We start from the raw sequence: 15,851 nt of genomic DNA, 5'->3' as shown, positions 1-15,851 counted from the left end.
TTCAACGGCTGACGAACAGGCGGTCGCCAAGGAAGTCGAGGAACACCCGCAGCTTGAGCGGCATGCGCCGGCCTGCCGGCCACAGCGCGTGGAAGCTGCCCTGGTGCGCGGTGTGCTCGGCGAGCACCTGCACCAGCCTGCCGTCGTTCAGCGCACTGCGCACGGCGAAGTCGGGCAGGCAGGCGATGCCCATGCCCTGGCAGGCGACGTTGATCAGCATGTCGGCGGTATTGCAGATCAGCCCGCCTTCCAGGCGCGGCTCCGACTCACCCGGCGCAAGGTTCAGCGGCCAGCGCTGCACCAGCCCGCTGCTGTGGTAGCGGTAGTGCAGGCACAGATGCTGGTTCAGGTCGGCCGGCCGGCGAGGCGTACCGTATTGGCGCAGGTAGGCCGGCGCGGCTACCAGCAGCAGGCTGAAATCGCCCAGCTTGCGCGCCTTGAGCCGTGAGTCGCGCAGTTCGCCGCCGCGTACTACCAGGTCGAAACCTTCCTCGATGACGTCGACCAGGCGGTCGGTGAAGTCGATGTCCAGCTGGATGCGCGGATAGCAGCGCAGGAACTCCGGTAGCACCTGGGGCAGCAGGCCGGCCACCAGCGGCATGCTGATCTTCAGCCGACCACGGGCCTGCTGGGTGGACAGCGCCAGTTCCTGCTCTGCCGCCTCCAGCTCGTCGAGGATGCGCCGGCAGCGTTCGAGGAACAGCTGCCCCTCGTTGCTCAGGCTGAGGCTGCGCGTACTGCGATGGAACAGGCGCACGCCCAGGCGCTCTTCCAGGCGCGCAATGCTCTTGCCCACCGCCGAGGCGGAGAGGCCGAGCAGTCGCGCGGCCTGGGCGAAGCTCAGGGTGTCGGCGACCTGAAGGAAGACCCGGAGCCCGTTGAGGCTGTCCATGTGGATGTATCCGTGTGGGCAGGCGGCCATTGTGCCGCTTGGCAGGGTATGAATTGCGGACAGAGGTGTCCGTTATGTTCGGAATCCTAGCCTGTTTTTCCGCAATGCCGGGTTGTTTAGGGTGCAGCGGGTCTTCTTCGGATCATCACGGACCCACCATGAATCCCTCCCACGACACTCGACAAGACGGCAATGACGTTTCGCGCTGGTTGCTGTTGCTCGCCGCCAGCCTGACGGCGGTGCTGATTCCCCTGTGCTTCACCGGCCCGGCCGTGGTGTTGCCGGCCATTGCCCATGAACTGGGCGGTTCGGCGGTGGCGCTGAACTGGATCGTCAACGGCTACGTACTCGCCTACGGCGCGGCGATGATGGCGGCGGGCAGCCTGGCCGACGTCTACGGGCGCAAGCGCATCTGGCTGGTCGGCCTGGCGCTGTTCTGCGCGACTACCCTGGCAATTCCCCTGGCACCTTCGGTGGTGGCCATCGATGGGCTGCGCCTGCTGCAGGGCGCCGGTGGTTCGGCTGCTTTTGCCGCCGCCATGGCGGCGCTGGCGCAGGAGTTCGACGGGCCGATCCGCACGCGGGTATTCAGCCTGCTGGGGACGACCTTCGGCGTTGGCCTGGCCTTCGGCCCATTGCTGGCCGGCTGGCTCACCGATGGGCCGGGCTGGCGCTGGGTGTTTCTGGTGCCGGCAGTCTGTGCGCTGGCTTCGGTGCCGGTAGTCGTGTACTTCTGCCGCGAGACCCGCGACCCACAGGCGCGTGGCCTGGACTGGCCCGGTGCGCTGAGCTTCACCGCCGCGCTCAGCCTGTTCACCTACGGTCTGTTGCTGGCACCGGAACAGGGCTGGAGCAGCGTTGCGGTCATCGTCACGCTGGCGGCGAGTGCCGTGCTCCTGGCGGCGTTCATCGCCATCGAGCGTCGTGTCCAGCGGCCGCTGCTGGACCTCTCGCTGTTCAACCACTGGCGTTTCGTCGGCGTGCAATTGTTGGGTGCGTCGCCGGCCTTTGCCTACGTGGTGCTGATCGTGCTGTTGCCGGGACGCTTCATCGGCGTTGAGGGGCAGGGCGCGCTGCAGGCCGGCTGGACCATGCTGGCACTGTCGGCGCCGTTGTTGGTGGTGCCCTTTGTCGCAGCGCTTCTGGCAAAGCACTTCAGCGCTGGCAGCCTGTCGGCAATCGGCCTGCTGATCGTCGCGGGCGGGCTACTCTGGCTGGCGCGCAACCTGGCGGAAGGCGTCGCGCCGGATGCGCCGCTGCTGATGATCGGCATCGGTATCGGCCTGCCCTGGGGGTTGATGGACGGGTTGGCAGTGAGTGTCGTGGAGCGCGAGCGCGCAGGCATGGCGACCGGCATCTTCAACACGGTGCGGGTGTCCGCCGATGCAGTGGCGATCGCGGTGGTTGGTGCCTTGCTGGCAACCTTGATCGCCGCGCAGCTGGAGCCGCTGGGATTGGCCCCGGCGGAGCGCCTGATGAGCGCCAACCAGTTGGCCATCGGCAACCTGGCGGCGGTGGTCGAGCAGCTTCCGCAAGTGCCGGTGGAGCAACTGCGCAGCGATTACACGGCAGTGTTCAGCCGCGTGCTGGAGCTGCTCGCCGGGATCACGTTCATTGTGGCAGGGCTGGTGTTCGTGCTGCTGGGCCGCGAGCGCATACCGGCCATGGCGGCCGAGGCCTGACGGACCATGCCGTGCGCTGGCTGACGGCGGATAACGCGTGCCGCGTTATGCGCCCTACGGCGAAGTTCGACGGTGCTCCGGCTCCAGGAAGGTCCAGGCGACGAAGCGACTCTGCTTCTGGCCCTGGGCCATGTCCACGGTGCGAATCGTGATGGCCCCGGCCTTCTTCAGGGCGCGGCGGAAGTCGTCGAGGTTGCCGGCCTTGGACACCAGGGAGCTGAACCAACGCACCTGCTGGCCGACTGTCGCGCTTTCCATCGCCAGCTTGCGCAGGAAAGCGATTTCGCCGCCTTCGCACCACAGCTCGTTGCTCTGCCCGCCGAAGTTCAGCTTGGGCAGTTGGCGTGATGGGTCGAGCTTGCCGAGGTTCTTCCATTTGCGCCGGCTGCCGCTGCTGGCCTCTTCCGGTGAGGAGTGGAAGGGCGGGTTGCAGAGGGTCGCGGCAAAGCGCTCATCGGCGGCCAGCAGCCCCTGGAAGATGTGCTTCGGATCGTGCTGCTGGCGCAGTTCGATGGCCTCGCCCAGGCCGGGATTGCCATTGACGATGGCGCGGGCCGAGGCCAGGGCGGCCGGCTCGATGTCCGAGCCGAGGAAGCTCCAGCCGTAGTCGCGGTGGCCGATCAGCGGGTAGATGCAGTTGGCGCCGACGCCGATATCCAGCACGCGCACGTTCGGCCCGCGCGGCACGCTGCCCGAGTTGTCCTCGGCGAGCAGGTCGGCGAGGTAGTGCACATAGTCGGCGCGGCCGGGAATCGGCGGGCAGAGGAAGCCGGCGGGGATGTCCCACTGGCCGATGCCGTACTGCGCCTTGAGCAGCGCGCGGTTGAACACGCGCACGGCCTCCGGGCTGGCGAAGTCGATGCTCGGCTTGCCGTAGGGGTTGGTGATGACGAAGCGGCCCAGCTCCGGGCAACCCTCGATCAGCGCCGGGAAGTCGTAGTGCCCCTGGTGGCGGTTGCGCGGGTGCAGCAGGTTCGGCCGCTTCGCGGCAGGGTCGCGCAGGGGCTCGGGTTTGGCGGCAGGGCGTTTCGGCGGTTTCGGCATGGCGGGCGTGGGGCTGGAAAGCGGAGGGCGATTTTCCCACAGATGCGCTCGCCGCGCCTCAGCCGATCAGCAGGCTGCCCAGGCGGTCGAACAGCAGGCAGCACAGCAGCAGCGGAATCGGCAGGCCGAGCGCCGTACCGAGCATGTAGGGCCCGAAGCCGATGCCGGAGAGGGCCAGGCTGTAGTTCAGCGTCGGCGAGGTGATGAAGGCGTGGCGCAGGAGAAACACGCTGGTCGCCGGGCGCTGGTCGAGGTGGCTGAAGATGGCGCGGGTCATCTTGTTGTTCAGTAGCCGCAGGCCATTGCCGCCCACGGCGCGCACGATGAGGAAGGTGAATCCGCAGGAAAACAGGGCGGCGGCATAGGTGGTCAAGCCGCCCCAGAGCTTGCCCATGGCCAGCACGGCGGCGGCGAGGAACAGCAGGCCGGGGATGTGCAACAGGTTGCCCAGGGCGAACAGGCCGACGAACAGCAGCAGGCCGCGCAGGCGGTTGTCGGCCAGTTCGTTGCGCAGGTAATCGAGGCTGAATTCCTCGTGCAGGCCGCTGGCGCGGTAGAGCAGGACCAGCACCACGGCGAAGGCCAGCAGCAGGATCAGTCGGCGAAAGCGCCAGAGGGCGGGCGGGACGGCAAGCATGATGGCGGCTCAGGGGTACTGCAGGATGTCCTTGATCTTAGGCAGGTGCGCGGCAATCCAGCGCGGATCGATGGCGCCCCAGTCGCGGATGCGGTAATGGCCGGCGTTGTTGCGCTCGCCGTCGTGCTGCTCGAAGGCGCAGTCGATGTCCAGGTCGGCCAGCGCAGCCAGGGTGTCCTGGGCGGTGCGCCGGGGCATGCCGGTGGCTTCCATCAGCGCCGGGACGCTGGTGGCGGTGCCGCTGTCGATCAGCCAGGCGACGTACAGGCGGCGGTAGAAACTGCTCTTGGTCTTGCTCACTTCCATCGTGACGTTTCCTTGGTGATCTTGTAGTCGGCGGCTACAGCGGCAGCAGCCAGGGTACCAGCACAACGCTGACGATCATCACCAGAATGGTGAAGGGTACGCCAACCTTGACGAAATCTCCGAAGCGATAGCGGCCGGGGCCGAGCACCAGAGTATTGACCGGCGAAGAGATCGGCGTCATGAAGGCGGCCGACGCGGCCAGCGCGACGATCATCGCGAATGACTCGGGCGAGGCGCCCAGCGCCTTGGCCGTGGCGATGGCGACCGGGGCCATGAGCACGGCGGTGGCGGTGTTGGAGATGAACAGGCCGATCATCGCGGTGAGTGCGAACAGGCTGGCGAGGATTGCGTAGGGGCCTGCACCGCCCAGCGCGCCCACCAGCCCATTGACCGCCAGGGTGATGCCGCCGGTCTTCTGCAGCGCCAGGGCGAAGGGCAGCATGCCGACGATCAGCAGCAGGCTCTGCCAGTGGATGGCGCGGTAGGCGCTGTCCATGTCGATGCAGCGGAAGGCGCCCATCAGCAGGCAGGCGATCAGTGCGGCCATGACGTTGGGCACCAGGCCGCTGACCATCAGGATCACCATCACCGCCAGGCTGAACAGCGCATGGGGCGCCTGGCTGGCGGCGGGCGCCGCCTCGTCGACTTCGGCCGGCAGGCTGAGCACCAGGAAGTCGCGGCTGCGCGCCTGCAGCTGGCGTATTTCCTTCCAGTCGCCGATCACCAGCAGGGTGTCGCCGACCTTCAGCTTGGCCTCCAGCAGTCCCTCCACCAGCGCCTCGCGGTTGCGCCGCAGGCCGACCACGTTGAGACCGAACTGGCTGCGGAACTCCAGGTCGCGCACGCTCCTGCCCAGCAACCCGGACTCCGGCGGCAGGGTGACTTCGGCCATACCCACCTCGTGGGCACGTTCGGTGAAATAGTCGCCCTGCAGGCTCAGCGGCTCCAGGCCGTATTCGTGGTACATGCCGAGCAGGTCGTTGCGTTCGCCGGAGATATCCACCAGCAACACGTCACCGGCGTGCAGCACGATGTTGGCGCTGGGCGTCAGGATCTTCAGGCGGAAGTGCACCATGCGCTCGATGGCTACCACGTTGGTCCCGGCGCGGGCGCGCAGCTCCACGTCGGCCAGGCTCATGCCCACCAGTTGCGAGTCGGCGCGGATGCGCAGGCGGCGCTCGCGGCCGGCCAGCTGGTAGTCGCGGATCAGGTCGCTGAGGGTGCGGCGCTTGACGCTCTGCTTGTCGTCGCCGGCGTCATCGCCCAGCCAGCGCCGCGCCACCAGCATGTAGCCGACGCCGAGCACCAGCACGACCAGGCCGAACGGCGTGAAGCTGAAGAAGCTGAAACCTTTCGAACCTTCACGCACCAGCTCGCTGTGCACCACCACGTTGGGTGCGGTGGCGACCAGCGTGAGCATGCCGCTGATCAGCCCGGCGAAGCTCAGCGGCATCATCAGCCGGCGTGGCGACACGTGCAGGCGCGCGGCGATGCTCAGCACCACGGGAATGAAGATGGCGACCACGCCGGTTGAACTCATCACCGAACCGAGGCCGGCAACGGCGAGCATCAGCAGTACCAGCAGGCGCGTCTCGCTGGAGCCGGCGCGGCGGGTCAGCCATTCGCCGATGCGGTAGGCCACGCCGGTGCGCACCAGGCCTTCGCCGATGACGAACAGCGCGGCGATCAGGATGACGTTGGGATCGGCGAAGCCGGCCAGCGACTCCTGCACGCTGAGCACACCGGACAACGGCAGGGCGACCATCACCAGCAGGGCGACCACGTCCATCCGCGGGCGGTTGGCGACGAACAGCCCGACCGCGGTGGCGAGGAGGGCGAGGACCCAGATCAGTTGCAGACTCATGCGCTTCCCTAGCTTTATTTCGGCGCGCCATTGTGCCCGTTGTGGCAGGCACGTTGCGTTGATCCGATGCAGCTTAGCGAAGCGTGACGCCCCGCGCGCGGGGCGTTCGCCGGGTCATGGCAGCCGCGAAACCGGGGTGATCTGCTGCGGATCGGTGCGCAACTCGATCAGCGCCGGCTTGCCGCTGGCCTGGGCACGCTCGAAGGCGGCGGCGAAGTCCTCGGTACGTTCGACCAGCTCGCCATGGGCGCCGAAAGCGCGGGCGAGGGCGACGAAGTCCGGGTTGCGCAGCTGCGTGGCACTGATGCGGCCGGGGTATTCGCGTTCCTGGTGCATGCGGATGGTGCCGAGCATGCCGTTGTTGACCACGATGACGGTCAGCGCGGCGCCGTACTGCACGGCGGTGGCCAGCTCCTGCGGGTACATCATGAAGCAGCCGTCACCGGCGAAGCACACCACGCTGCGCTGCGGGTGGCGCAGCTTGGCAGCGATGGCGGCGGGGAAGCCGTAGCCCATGGCGCCGTTGGTGGGGGCGAGCTGGCTGCGCGGCGTGCGATAGCGGTAGAAACGGTGCACCCAGACGGCGTAATTGCCGGCGCCGTTGCTGATCACCGCATCGTCCGGGAGCGTTTCGTTGAGGTGCTGGACGACTTGCGTAAGGTCTACGCCTTGCGGTGGTTCGGCTTGCTTGGGTGGAGTGACGTAGCTCAGATAGTCGGCGCGGGCCGCGGCGGTCCACTCCGCCCAGGGTGTTTCGCGCAGGGGCGCGAGGCCGGCCAGGGCAGAGGCGATCTCCGGCATGCCGGCCTCGATCATCTGGTCGGCCTGGTAGACGCGGCCCAGCTCGCTGGCATCGGCGTATACGTGGATCATGCTCTGCAGCGGGCGGGGACTCCGGGTCAGGGTGTAGCCGGCGCTGGGCGTTTCGCTCAGGCGCGAGCCGAGTACCAGCAGCAGGTCTGCTTCCTGCACCCGCGCGGTGAGCTTGGGCGAGGCGCCGAAGCCGAGCTGGCCGGCGTACTGCTCGTCGCGGTTGTCGATCAGGTCCTGGCGGCGGAACGAGGCCACCAGCGGCAGGCGGTTGGCGCGGGCGAAGGCGCGTACCTGCTCGCAGGCCTCGGAGGTCCAGCCGGTGCCGCCGACGATCAGCAGCGGGCGCCGGGCCTGGCTCAGCCGTTCATGCAGTTCGGCCAGCGCGCTGGACGTCGGCGCGGCGCGGGTGATGGGCGACGGCGCCACATCGGCGACCTGTGCCGAGCCGAACAGCACCTCCTCCGGCAGCCCGATCACCACCGGACCGGGCCGCCCTGACTGGGCGACGCGGAAGGCGCGGGCGACGATCTCGGGAATGCGGCGGATGTCGTCGACTTCGGTGGCCCATTTGGCCAGGCCGCCGAACATCTGCCGATAGTCCACTTCCTGGAAGGCTTCGCGGCCCTTGAAGGCGCTTTCCACCTGGCCGATGAACAGGATCATCGGCGTCGAGTCCTGCATCGCCGTGTGCACGCCGTTGGCCGCATGGGTCGCGCCCGGCCCGCGGGTGACGAAGCAGATACCGGGGCGGCCGGTGAGCTTGCCGTAGGCATCGGCCATGTTCGAGGCGGCGCCCTCATGGCGGGTGACGATGGTCTGGATGCTGCTGGCATCGTGCAGGGCATCGAGCACCGGCAGGTAGCTTTCGCCGGGGATGCAGTAGACGGTATCCACCGCGTGGCGCAGCAGGGCTTCGACGAGGACCTGGCCGCCGTTGCGGGCCGGAAGATCGGACATGGGCATGGGGTTCCTGGAAGGGGCAGGGTGGGCTGATCTTCGGGCAACTGCCTCGGCGATCCAAGCGAGCATTCTTCGCAAGGTCATTCCTCCGAGGAATGCATGGGCCGCCGTAGAGCGGGCGCGACGACGAACCGCGCTGGCAATTCCCCAGGGTTGACTATGGTTGATGCACGGACGCACCTGCGCCCGCAGGACGTTTTGCTGCAGAAGGAGAACCTCCCATGTACCACCTCTCGTCCCGAGCGCTGCTCGCCGGCCTCTTCGCCACCTCCAGCCTGCCCCTCTACGCCGCCCTGCCTTCGGCGCCGGGGTATGTCGATGACAGCGGCTACAGCGCCGCGGCCAAGACCCGCATCCTGCCGGCGATGTTCGAGCAGAAGCTCGCCAGTACGAAGTACATCGCCAAGTCTGACAATCCGCTGGTCACCCTGGCCGAGTCCAGCGGCTTCAAGGAAACCTCCGACTATCACCAGACCCGCGCCTGGCTGCAGAAGCTGGCGGATGCATCCGGCGGCGCCATCACCCTGAGCGACCTGCCGGAGAACAGCGCCACCGGCGAGCCGATGCTGTTGGTCACGGCCAGCCGCGAGGCGGACAAGTCGGCGGCGGGGCTGAACAAGTCCGGCAAACCGACCATCTTCGTCGAGGCGGAAATCCACCCCGGTGAGGCCAACGGCAAGGACGCGATGTTCATGCTGCTGCGCGACATGACCACCGGCGACAAGCCACTGGCGGGGCTGCTGGACAAGGTCAACATCCTCTTCATACCCACCGTGAACATCGACGGCGACCTGCGCCGCAGCCCCTACGGGCGGATCAACCAGAACGGCCCGGAAGTGACCGGCTGGCGGGTCAACGGCCTGAACTACAACCTTAACCGCGACTTCACCAAGCTCGACAGCGCGGAAATCCGCAACGTCGCCTCGGTGTTCAACCAGTACGACCTGAGCTTCTTCGCCGACACCCACTCCACCGACGGCGCCATGTACCCCTACGACAGCTCCTATTGCCACAACGGCAATGGTTGGTCGCCGGCCTCCAGCGAGTGGATGGACAAGGTCATGCGGCCGCCGGTCTACAAGGAGCTGGAAGGCGACGGCCACGTGGTCCACGAGTGCATCAGCTTCAACGACAACCAGGACCCGACCAAGGGTTACTACCCCTATCGCACCGACCTGGCGCGGTTCTCCAACCAGTACGGCGACATCCGCAACGTGCCGTCGATCCTCATCGAACAGCACGCGCTGCATCCCTACGAAACCCAGGTACTGGGCAACTACGTGATGCTCAAGGCGATGTTCCAGGTGATCGGTGATAACGCCGACTCGCTCAAGCAGGCCATCACCAAGGACCGCGAGCGCCTGGCCGAGCAGAAGGACGTGATCCTCACCTGGAAGCCCGGCAAAGAGCAGCACACGCCGTTCACCGTGGGTGACTACCGCTACGAGGAATCGCCGATCACCGGCAAGAAGACCATCGTCTGGAGCAACAAGCCCAAGCAACTCAGTGTGCCGATCAGCGACAACTCGGTGCCGGACCTGGTGGTGAAACGACCGAAGCAGTTCGTGGTGCCGGTGCAGTGGAGCGAAGTGATTGCGCGCCTGAAGTCCCACGGCATCCAGATGAAGACCCTGGACAAGGCCACGCCCATCGAGGTGACCCTGAACCGTATGGACGATATCAAGCTGGCCGGCGGCTTCGAGCCGGACCGCGCTGCCACCAACGAGATTCCCGGCTACGAGGGGCACCTGCTGGTCAGTGGCGTGGGCAAGCCGTTCCAGCGCCTGCAGACCTATCCGGCAGGCTCGGTGGTGATCGACACCGACCAGCCGTTGGGCGTGCTGGCGATCAACCTGCTGACGGCGGAAAGCCCGGACTCGTTCTGGTCCTGGGGCTTCTTCAACTCGACGCTGGTGGTTGCCGAGGAGCCGGAGGAGTACGTGATGGAACCGATGGCGCGCAAGATGCTCGCCGAGGACCCGAAGCTCAAGGCCGAGTTCGAGAAGAAACTCAAGGACGACAAGGCCTTCGCCAAGGACGCCCAGGCGCGCCTGCAGTGGTTTTACCAGCGCACGCCGTTCTATGACGTGAATGCCTACGTGTATCCGGTGGGGACGGTGTACTGAAGCCAGACCCGCAGAAATGACAACGGCGCCCGCGGGCGCCGTTGTTTTTACCTTTCCAGAACTTACAGGCTGGCGATCTTCTCGCGCTGCTGGATCAGGTTGGTCACCGCCTGTTCCGCTTCAGCCAGTTTGGCGCGTTCCTTCTCGATCACATCCGCCGGGGCCTTGGCGACGAAGCCTTCGTTGGCGAGCTTGCCGCCGACGCGTTTGACTTCGCCTTCCAGACGCTGGATTTCCTTGTCCAGGCGGGCCATTTCGGCGGCCTTGTCGATCAGGCCGGCCATCGGCACCAGCACCTGCAGGTCGCCGACCAGCGCGGTGGCGGACATCGGCGGCTCTTCGCCTTCGTCCAGCACGCGGATGGTCTCGAGCTTGGCCAGCTTCATCAGCAGCGGCTCGTTGTCGGCCAGGCGGCGGTGGTCTTCGGGCGATGCGTTGTTCAGCACCAGGTCGATGCGCTTGGCCATGGAGATGTTCATCTCACCGCGGATCTGGCGGATGCCCAGCATCAGCGCCTTGACCCACTCGATGTCGCCTTCGGCGGCGTCGTCGATCTTTGCCTCGTCGGCAATCGGCCAGGGTTGCAGCATCAGGGTGTCACCGGATTTGCCAGCGGCGGTCTTGATGCGCTGCCAGATTTCCTCGGTGATGAACGGCATGAACGGGTGCGCCAGGCGCAGTGCGGTTTCCAGCACGCGCGCCAGGGTGCGACGGGTACCGCGCTGGCGTTCGATCGGCGCGTTCTCGTCCCACAGCACCGGCTTGACCAGTTCCAGGTACCAGGCACAGTACTCGTCCCAGATGAACTCGTAGAGGGCCTGGGTGGCCAGGTCGAAGCGGAAGGCATCGAGCTGACGGGCGACTTCGATCTCGGTGCGCTGCAGGGCGGAGATGATCCAGCGGTCCACCGAGGACAGCTCGACCGGCTCGCCATTCACGCCAGTGTCCTTGCCATCGGTGTTCTCGATGACGAAGTTGGCGGCGTTCCACAGCTTGTTGCAGAAGTTGCGGTAGCCCTCGACGCGGCCCATGTCGAACTTGATGTCACGACCGGTGGACGCCAGCGAGCAGAAGGTGAAGCGCAGGGCGTCGGTGCCGTAGCTGGCGATACCTTCGGGGAACTCGGCCTTGGTCTGCTTGGCGATCTTCTCGGCAAGCTTGGGCTGCATCATGCCGCTGGTGCGTTTCTCCAGCAGCTCGTCGAGGGTGATGCCGTCGACGATGTCCAGCGGGTCGAGGACGTTGCCCTTGGACTTGGACATCTTCTGGCCCTGGCCATCGCGCACCAGACCGTGGACATAGACAGTCTTGAACGGAATCTGCGCGGTGCTATCGCCATTCTTGATCAGGTGCATGGTCAGCATGATCATGCGCGCCACCCAGAAGAAGATGATGTCGAAGCCGGTCACCAGCACGTCGGTGGGGTGGAAGGTCTTCAGGTATTCGGTCTGTTCCGGCCAGCCGAGGGTGGAGAAGGTCCACAGGCCCGAGCTGAACCAGGTGTCCAGTACGTCTTCGTCCTGGCGCAGGTTGGCGTCGCCCAGGTTGTGCTTGGCGCGGACTTCGGCCTCGTTGCGGCCGACGTAGACGTTGCCAGCATCGTCGTACCAGGCCGGGATGCGGTGGCCCCACCACAGCTGACGGCTGATGCACCAGTCCTGGATGTCGCGCATCCAGCTGAAGTACATGTTTTCGTACTGCTTGGGCACGAACTGGATGCGGCCGTCTTCCACGGCGGCGATGGCGGGTTCGGCCAGCGGCTTGGTGGAGACGTACCACTGGTCGGTCAGCCACGGCTCGATGACGGTGCCGGAGCGGTCGCCCTTGGGCACTTTCAGCGCGTGGTCGTCGATCTTCTCGAGCAGGCCGGCGGCTTCGAAGTCGGCGACGATCTGCTTGCGTGCGACGAAGCGGTCGAGGCCGGCATAGGCGGCGGGCAGGCTGGCATCGAACTCGGCGTTGACGCTGCCGTCGAGCTGGAACACCTGGGCGGTGCCGAGCACGGCGGCGTTCTTGTCGAAGATGTTGATCAGCGGCAGGTTGTGGCGCTTGCCGACTTCATAGTCGTTGAAGTCGTGGGCCGGGGTGATCTTCACGCAGCCGGTGCCGAACTCGCGGTCGACGTAGTCGTCGGCGATGATCGGGATGCGGCGGCCCACCAGCGGCAGGTCGATGAAGGTGCCGATCAGGGCGGCGTAACGCTCGTCTTCCGGGTGCACGGCGACCGCGCTGTCACCCAGCATGGTTTCCGGACGGGTGGTGGCGACGATCAGGTGGTCCTTGCCGTCGGCGGTCTTGTTGCCGTCGGCCAGCGGGTAGCGCAGGTGCCAGAGGTGGCCCTTCTCGTCGTGGTTCTCCACTTCCAGGTCGGAAATGGCGGTGTGGAACTTGGTGTCCCAGTTGACCAGACGCTTGCCGCGGTAGATCAGGCCGTCGTCGTGCAGGCGCACGAAGGCTTCCTTGACTGCTTCGGAGAGGCCGTCGTCCATGGTGAAGCGCTCGCGCGACCAGTCCACGGAGGAGCCCAGGCGACGAATCTGGCGGGTAATGGTGCCGCCGGACTGGTCCTTCCATTCCCAGACCTTCTCCAGGAACTTCTCGCGGCCCAGGTCATGGCGGGCGATGCCCTGCGCGGCAAGCTGGCGCTCCACCACCATCTGGGTGGCGATGCCGGCGTGGTCGGTACCCGGCTGCCATAGGGTGTTGCGGCCCTGCATGCGGCGGTAGCGGATCAGCGCGTCCATGATGGCGTTGTTGAAGCCGTGACCCATGTGCAGGCTGCCGGTGACGTTCGGCGGCGGGATCATGATGGTGTACGGCTCGCCGGAACCTTGCGGGGCGAAGTAGTTCTCTTTCTCCCACAGGGGGTACCAGTGGGATTCGATGGCGTGGGGCTGGTAGGTCTTGTCCATGAGCGCGGCGGGACCCTGATAAGGCTAGACGGAAAACCGCTGAGTATAACGGGAGGCGGGGCGCTCAGGCCACCGGCGCGGATGGCCGTGTGCCCGCAAAGAGGCATGTAGGAGCGAGCTGGCTCGCGAACCGCCCGCACTGCGAGCTTGCAGAAGAGCGTTCGCGAGCAAGGGCCAGGCGCCCCCTCGTTCCTACAGCAAAGGTATAGGGTGCAGCGGTCAAGGCTTGCGCTGGGCCAGCAGGCGCTGCATCCGCGCTTCCAGGCGGCGCTGCAGTTCGGCTTCGATCTGCGGGGCGAAGTCGTCGATGACATCCTGCAGGATCAGTTGAGCGGCGGCGCGCAGCTCCAGGTCCAGGCGATTCAGCTCGCTGGACGGGGGCACGGCGTTCGGCTCGACCGGTTGGATGGCAGGCGGCGCCGGAGCCTGGGGCGCGGGCGTGACGACGTCGGAGAGCAACGGGATGTTGTCCGGCTCGAAGGATTCGGTGAGCAGGGGCGGCTCGGCCCCCGATTCGTCCAGCAGGTCCTGGATCTTCTTCAGGTCTTCCAGCAGGTGGTCGGGGTCGTGCGGGGGCTTGCGGTTGTCCATGGTCTTGGCGGTGACGCTCTCAAGGGCGCGGCAGGCGATGGTCCTGCAAAGGATAGCCCTGCTCGCGGTAGCGACGGAAATTCTCCCGCGCGGCCTGACGAATCGCCGGTTCCTCGATCACCAGTTCGGCGACCCGGTTGAAGCGGTCGACGAAGGCGGGAATGGCCAGGGTCAGGTTGATCAGCAGGTCCCGGTGGCTCTCCGGCGGCTCGCCCAGGGCCAGCACGATGGGCGAGTCGGCGTCTTCTTCCACCGCGTTGTGTGGGATGAAGGTTTCCCCACGGAAGTTCCACAGCCGGGCATCCAGCGCGTCGCGCTGGGCCTCGTCGCTGCACAGCACGAAGATGCGCATGCCTTGCCGCCAGGCCTTTTCGGCCAGGCGGCAGGCGATGGTCAGGCGTGCGTCGGGATCGGCGCTGGGGATGACGTAGAAATCCACACGTGTCATGCGCTCGATCCCATCGGCAGATTGCACTGTGCCATTACTTGGCGCGGTCCAGCAGGTACTGGGTCAGCAGTGGAACCGGGCGGCCAGTGGCGCCCTTGTCCTTGCCGCCGCTGATCCAGGCGGTGCCGGCGATGTCCAGGTGCGCCCAGTGGAACTTCTTGGCGAAGCGCGACAGGAAGCAGCCGGCAGTGATGGTGCCGGCCTTCGGCCCGCCGATGTTGGCGATGTCGGCGAAGGGGCTGTCCAGCTGCTCCTGGTACTCGTCGAACAGCGGCAGTTGCCAGGCGCGGTCGTCGGCGACTTCGCCGGCCTTCAGCAGTTGCTTGATCAGCGCGTCGTTGTTGCCCATCAGGCCCGAAGTGTTGGAGCCCAGGGCGACGATGCAGGCGCCGGTCAGGGTGGCGATGTCCACCACCGATTGCGGCTTGAAGCGCTCGACGTAGGTCAGCGCGTCGCACAGCACCAGGCGGCCTTCGGCGTCGGTGTTGAGGATCTCGACGGTCTGGCCGCTCATGGTGGTGACGATGTCGCCCGGACGGGTGGCGCCGCCGCTGGGCATGTTCTCGGCGCAGGCCATCACGCCGACCAGGTTGATCGGCAGCTGCAGCTCCAGCACGGCGCGGAAGGTGCCGAACACGGAGGCGGCGCCGCACATGTCGAACTTCATCTCGTCCATGCCCAGGCCGGGCTTGAGGCTGATACCGCCGGTGTCGAAGGTGATGCCCTTGCCGACCAGGACGTGCGGGGCTTCGTCCTTCTTCTTCGCGCCGTTGTACTGCAGCACGATCAGGCGCGGCGGCTGGTCGCTGCCCTGGGCGACGGCGAGGAACGAGCCCATGCCCAGCTCGCGGAGTTTCTTCTCGTCGAGGACCTCGACTTTGAGACCCTTGTATTCCTTGCCCAGCGCCTTGGCCTGTTCGCCGAGGAAGGTCGGGTGGCAGAGGTTCGGCGGCAGGTTGCCCAGGTCGCGGGTCAGCGCCATGCCGTTGGCGATGGCCTGGGCTTCCTTGGCGCCCTGTTCGACAGCGGCGGCGTCGGCCTTGTCGGCGAGCAGGGTGATCTTCTTCAGCTTCGGCGCTTCGGCCTTCTGGCTCTTGAAGCGGTCGAAGACGTAGGTGCCGTCGGCCAGGGTTTCCACCTGCAGGCGGGCCTTGCCGTGGGCATTGCGGCCTTTCACGGCCAGGTCGCCCAGGGCCAGCACGGCGTCGGCGCCGCCCAGGTTCTTCAGATTACCGAGGACGGCGGAAACCAGTTTGCGGTAGGCGCGGTCGGAGAGTTCGCGCTCTTTGCCGGCGCCGACTAGCAGCACGCGCTCGGCCTTAAGGTTGGGTAAATCTTGCAACAGTAGAGTCTGGCCCACCTTGCCTGCCAGGTCGCCGCGCTTGAGCAGGTTGGCGATGGCACCGCCGGTGGCTTCGTCGACGGCCTTGGCGCTGGCGCCGAGCTTGCGGCCTTCGCCCACGGCGATGACCAGGGTGGCGGTCTTCAGGGTTTCCGGACGTACGCTTTTTACAAGGAATTCCATGGCTGAGTGTCCCCGGGACAAAGAGCAGAAGGGTCTGCGAATGAAGATGGA

General features: G+C 66.4%; 12 protein-coding genes. 2 read left to right on the top strand and 10 right to left on the bottom strand.

The genetic code is table 11. The features are described from left to right. Window position 1: 1 nt before the first annotated feature. Window positions 2-892, bottom strand: a complete 891-nt coding sequence (locus tag RS899_RS20360) for a LysR family transcriptional regulator (RefSeq protein WP_315807932.1) — start codon at window positions 890-892, stop codon at window positions 2-4. 158 nt (window positions 893-1,050) lie between these two features. Between RS899_RS20360 and RS899_RS20355 the strand changes: the two genes are divergently transcribed. Further along, window positions 1,051-2,574, top strand: a complete 1,524-nt coding sequence (locus RS899_RS20355) for an MFS transporter (protein ID WP_315807931.1) — start codon at window positions 1,051-1,053, stop codon at window positions 2,572-2,574. 54 nt (window positions 2,575-2,628) lie between these two features. On the opposite strand, the gene rlmF is transcribed toward RS899_RS20355, so the two are convergent. The 5 genes from rlmF to RS899_RS20330 form a co-directional block, all read right to left on the bottom strand. Beyond that, window positions 2,629-3,618: a 23S rRNA (adenine(1618)-N(6))-methyltransferase RlmF gene (rlmF, locus tag RS899_RS20350; protein WP_315807930.1), complete on the bottom strand. Its 990-nt coding sequence runs from the start codon at window positions 3,616-3,618 to the stop codon at window positions 2,629-2,631. Between the two features lie 58 nt (window positions 3,619-3,676). Continuing rightward, on the bottom strand, window positions 3,677-4,255 hold the full coding sequence (locus RS899_RS20345) for a VTT domain-containing protein (RefSeq protein WP_054909104.1): 579 nt from the start codon (window positions 4,253-4,255) through the stop codon (window positions 3,677-3,679). Window positions 4,256-4,264: 9 nt separating this feature from the next. After that, a complete protein-coding gene (locus RS899_RS20340) occupies window positions 4,265-4,561 on the bottom strand; it encodes a winged helix-turn-helix domain-containing protein (protein ID WP_024762881.1) in 297 nt (98 codons plus the stop codon). A gap of 34 nt (window positions 4,562-4,595) precedes the next feature. After that, the gene (locus tag RS899_RS20335; protein WP_038803281.1) at window positions 4,596-6,425 is read right to left on the bottom strand and encodes an SLC13 family permease; all 1,830 of its coding nucleotides are present in this window, start codon (window positions 6,423-6,425) and stop codon (window positions 4,596-4,598) included. Between the two features lie 114 nt (window positions 6,426-6,539). Further along, complete coding sequence (locus RS899_RS20330; RefSeq protein ID WP_315807929.1) at window positions 6,540-8,195, bottom strand: thiamine pyrophosphate-binding protein; 1,656 nt, start codon at window positions 8,193-8,195, stop codon at window positions 6,540-6,542. Between the two features lie 224 nt (window positions 8,196-8,419). On the opposite strand from RS899_RS20330, the gene RS899_RS20325 reads away from it, so the two are divergent. After that, window positions 8,420-10,324, top strand: coding sequence for a M14 family metallopeptidase (locus RS899_RS20325; RefSeq protein ID WP_315807928.1), 1,905 nt, complete (start codon window positions 8,420-8,422; stop codon window positions 10,322-10,324). 62 nt (window positions 10,325-10,386) lie between these two features. Here the strand turns inward: RS899_RS20325 and RS899_RS20320 are convergent, their stop codons facing one another. From RS899_RS20320 to RS899_RS20305, 4 genes are all read right to left on the bottom strand, one after another. Next, on the bottom strand, window positions 10,387-13,236 hold the full coding sequence (locus RS899_RS20320) for a valine--tRNA ligase (protein ID WP_315807927.1): 2,850 nt from the start codon (window positions 13,234-13,236) through the stop codon (window positions 10,387-10,389). A gap of 219 nt (window positions 13,237-13,455) precedes the next feature. Continuing rightward, complete coding sequence (locus RS899_RS20315; RefSeq protein ID WP_315807926.1) at window positions 13,456-13,827, bottom strand: DNA polymerase III subunit chi; 372 nt, start codon at window positions 13,825-13,827, stop codon at window positions 13,456-13,458. Window positions 13,828-13,846: 19 nt separating this feature from the next. Continuing rightward, window positions 13,847-14,275, bottom strand: coding sequence for a DNA polymerase III subunit chi (locus tag RS899_RS20310; protein WP_024762886.1), 429 nt, complete (start codon window positions 14,273-14,275; stop codon window positions 13,847-13,849). 34 nt (window positions 14,276-14,309) lie between these two features. Continuing rightward, entirely contained in the window at window positions 14,310-15,800 is a 1,491-nt protein-coding gene (locus tag RS899_RS20305) for a leucyl aminopeptidase (RefSeq protein ID WP_024762887.1), read from the bottom strand. Between the last annotated feature and the right edge of the window lie 51 nt (window positions 15,801-15,851).

This window comes from Pseudomonas sp. C9-3, assembly GCF_032392015.1.
GTDB classification, from domain to species: Bacteria; Pseudomonadota; Gammaproteobacteria; order Pseudomonadales; family Pseudomonadaceae; genus Pseudomonas; species Pseudomonas nitroreducens.
Note: the sequence above shows the minus strand (reverse complement) of the source record. Positions and strands in the feature narration are given on the sequence as shown.

Coding starts and splice junctions, on each gene's coding strand:
- RS899_RS20340 (WP_024762881.1), bottom strand. CDS start 4,561: ATGGAAGTGAGCAAGACCAAGAGCAGTTTCTACCGCCGCCTGTACGTC.
- RS899_RS20305 (WP_024762887.1), bottom strand. CDS start 15,800: ATGGAATTCCTTGTAAAAAGCGTACGTCCGGAAACCCTGAAGACCGCC.
- RS899_RS20360 (WP_315807932.1), bottom strand. CDS start 892: ATGGACAGCCTCAACGGGCTCCGGGTCTTCCTTCAGGTCGCCGACACC.
- RS899_RS20345 (WP_054909104.1), bottom strand. CDS start 4,255: ATGCTTGCCGTCCCGCCCGCCCTCTGGCGCTTTCGCCGACTGATCCTG.
- RS899_RS20315 (WP_315807926.1), bottom strand. CDS start 13,827: ATGGACAACCGCAAGCCCCCGCACGACCCCGACCACCTGCTGGAAGAC.
- rlmF (WP_315807930.1), bottom strand. CDS start 3,618: ATGCCGAAACCGCCGAAACGCCCTGCCGCCAAACCCGAGCCCCTGCGC.
- RS899_RS20320 (WP_315807927.1), bottom strand. CDS start 13,236: ATGGACAAGACCTACCAGCCCCACGCCATCGAATCCCACTGGTACCCC.
- RS899_RS20325 (WP_315807928.1), top strand. CDS start 8,420: ATGTACCACCTCTCGTCCCGAGCGCTGCTCGCCGGCCTCTTCGCCACC.
- RS899_RS20330 (WP_315807929.1), bottom strand. CDS start 8,195: ATGTCCGATCTTCCGGCCCGCAACGGCGGCCAGGTCCTCGTCGAAGCC.
- RS899_RS20310 (WP_024762886.1), bottom strand. CDS start 14,275: ATGACACGTGTGGATTTCTACGTCATCCCCAGCGCCGATCCCGACGCA.
- RS899_RS20335 (WP_038803281.1), bottom strand. CDS start 6,425: ATGAGTCTGCAACTGATCTGGGTCCTCGCCCTCCTCGCCACCGCGGTC.
- RS899_RS20355 (WP_315807931.1), top strand. CDS start 1,051: ATGAATCCCTCCCACGACACTCGACAAGACGGCAATGACGTTTCGCGC.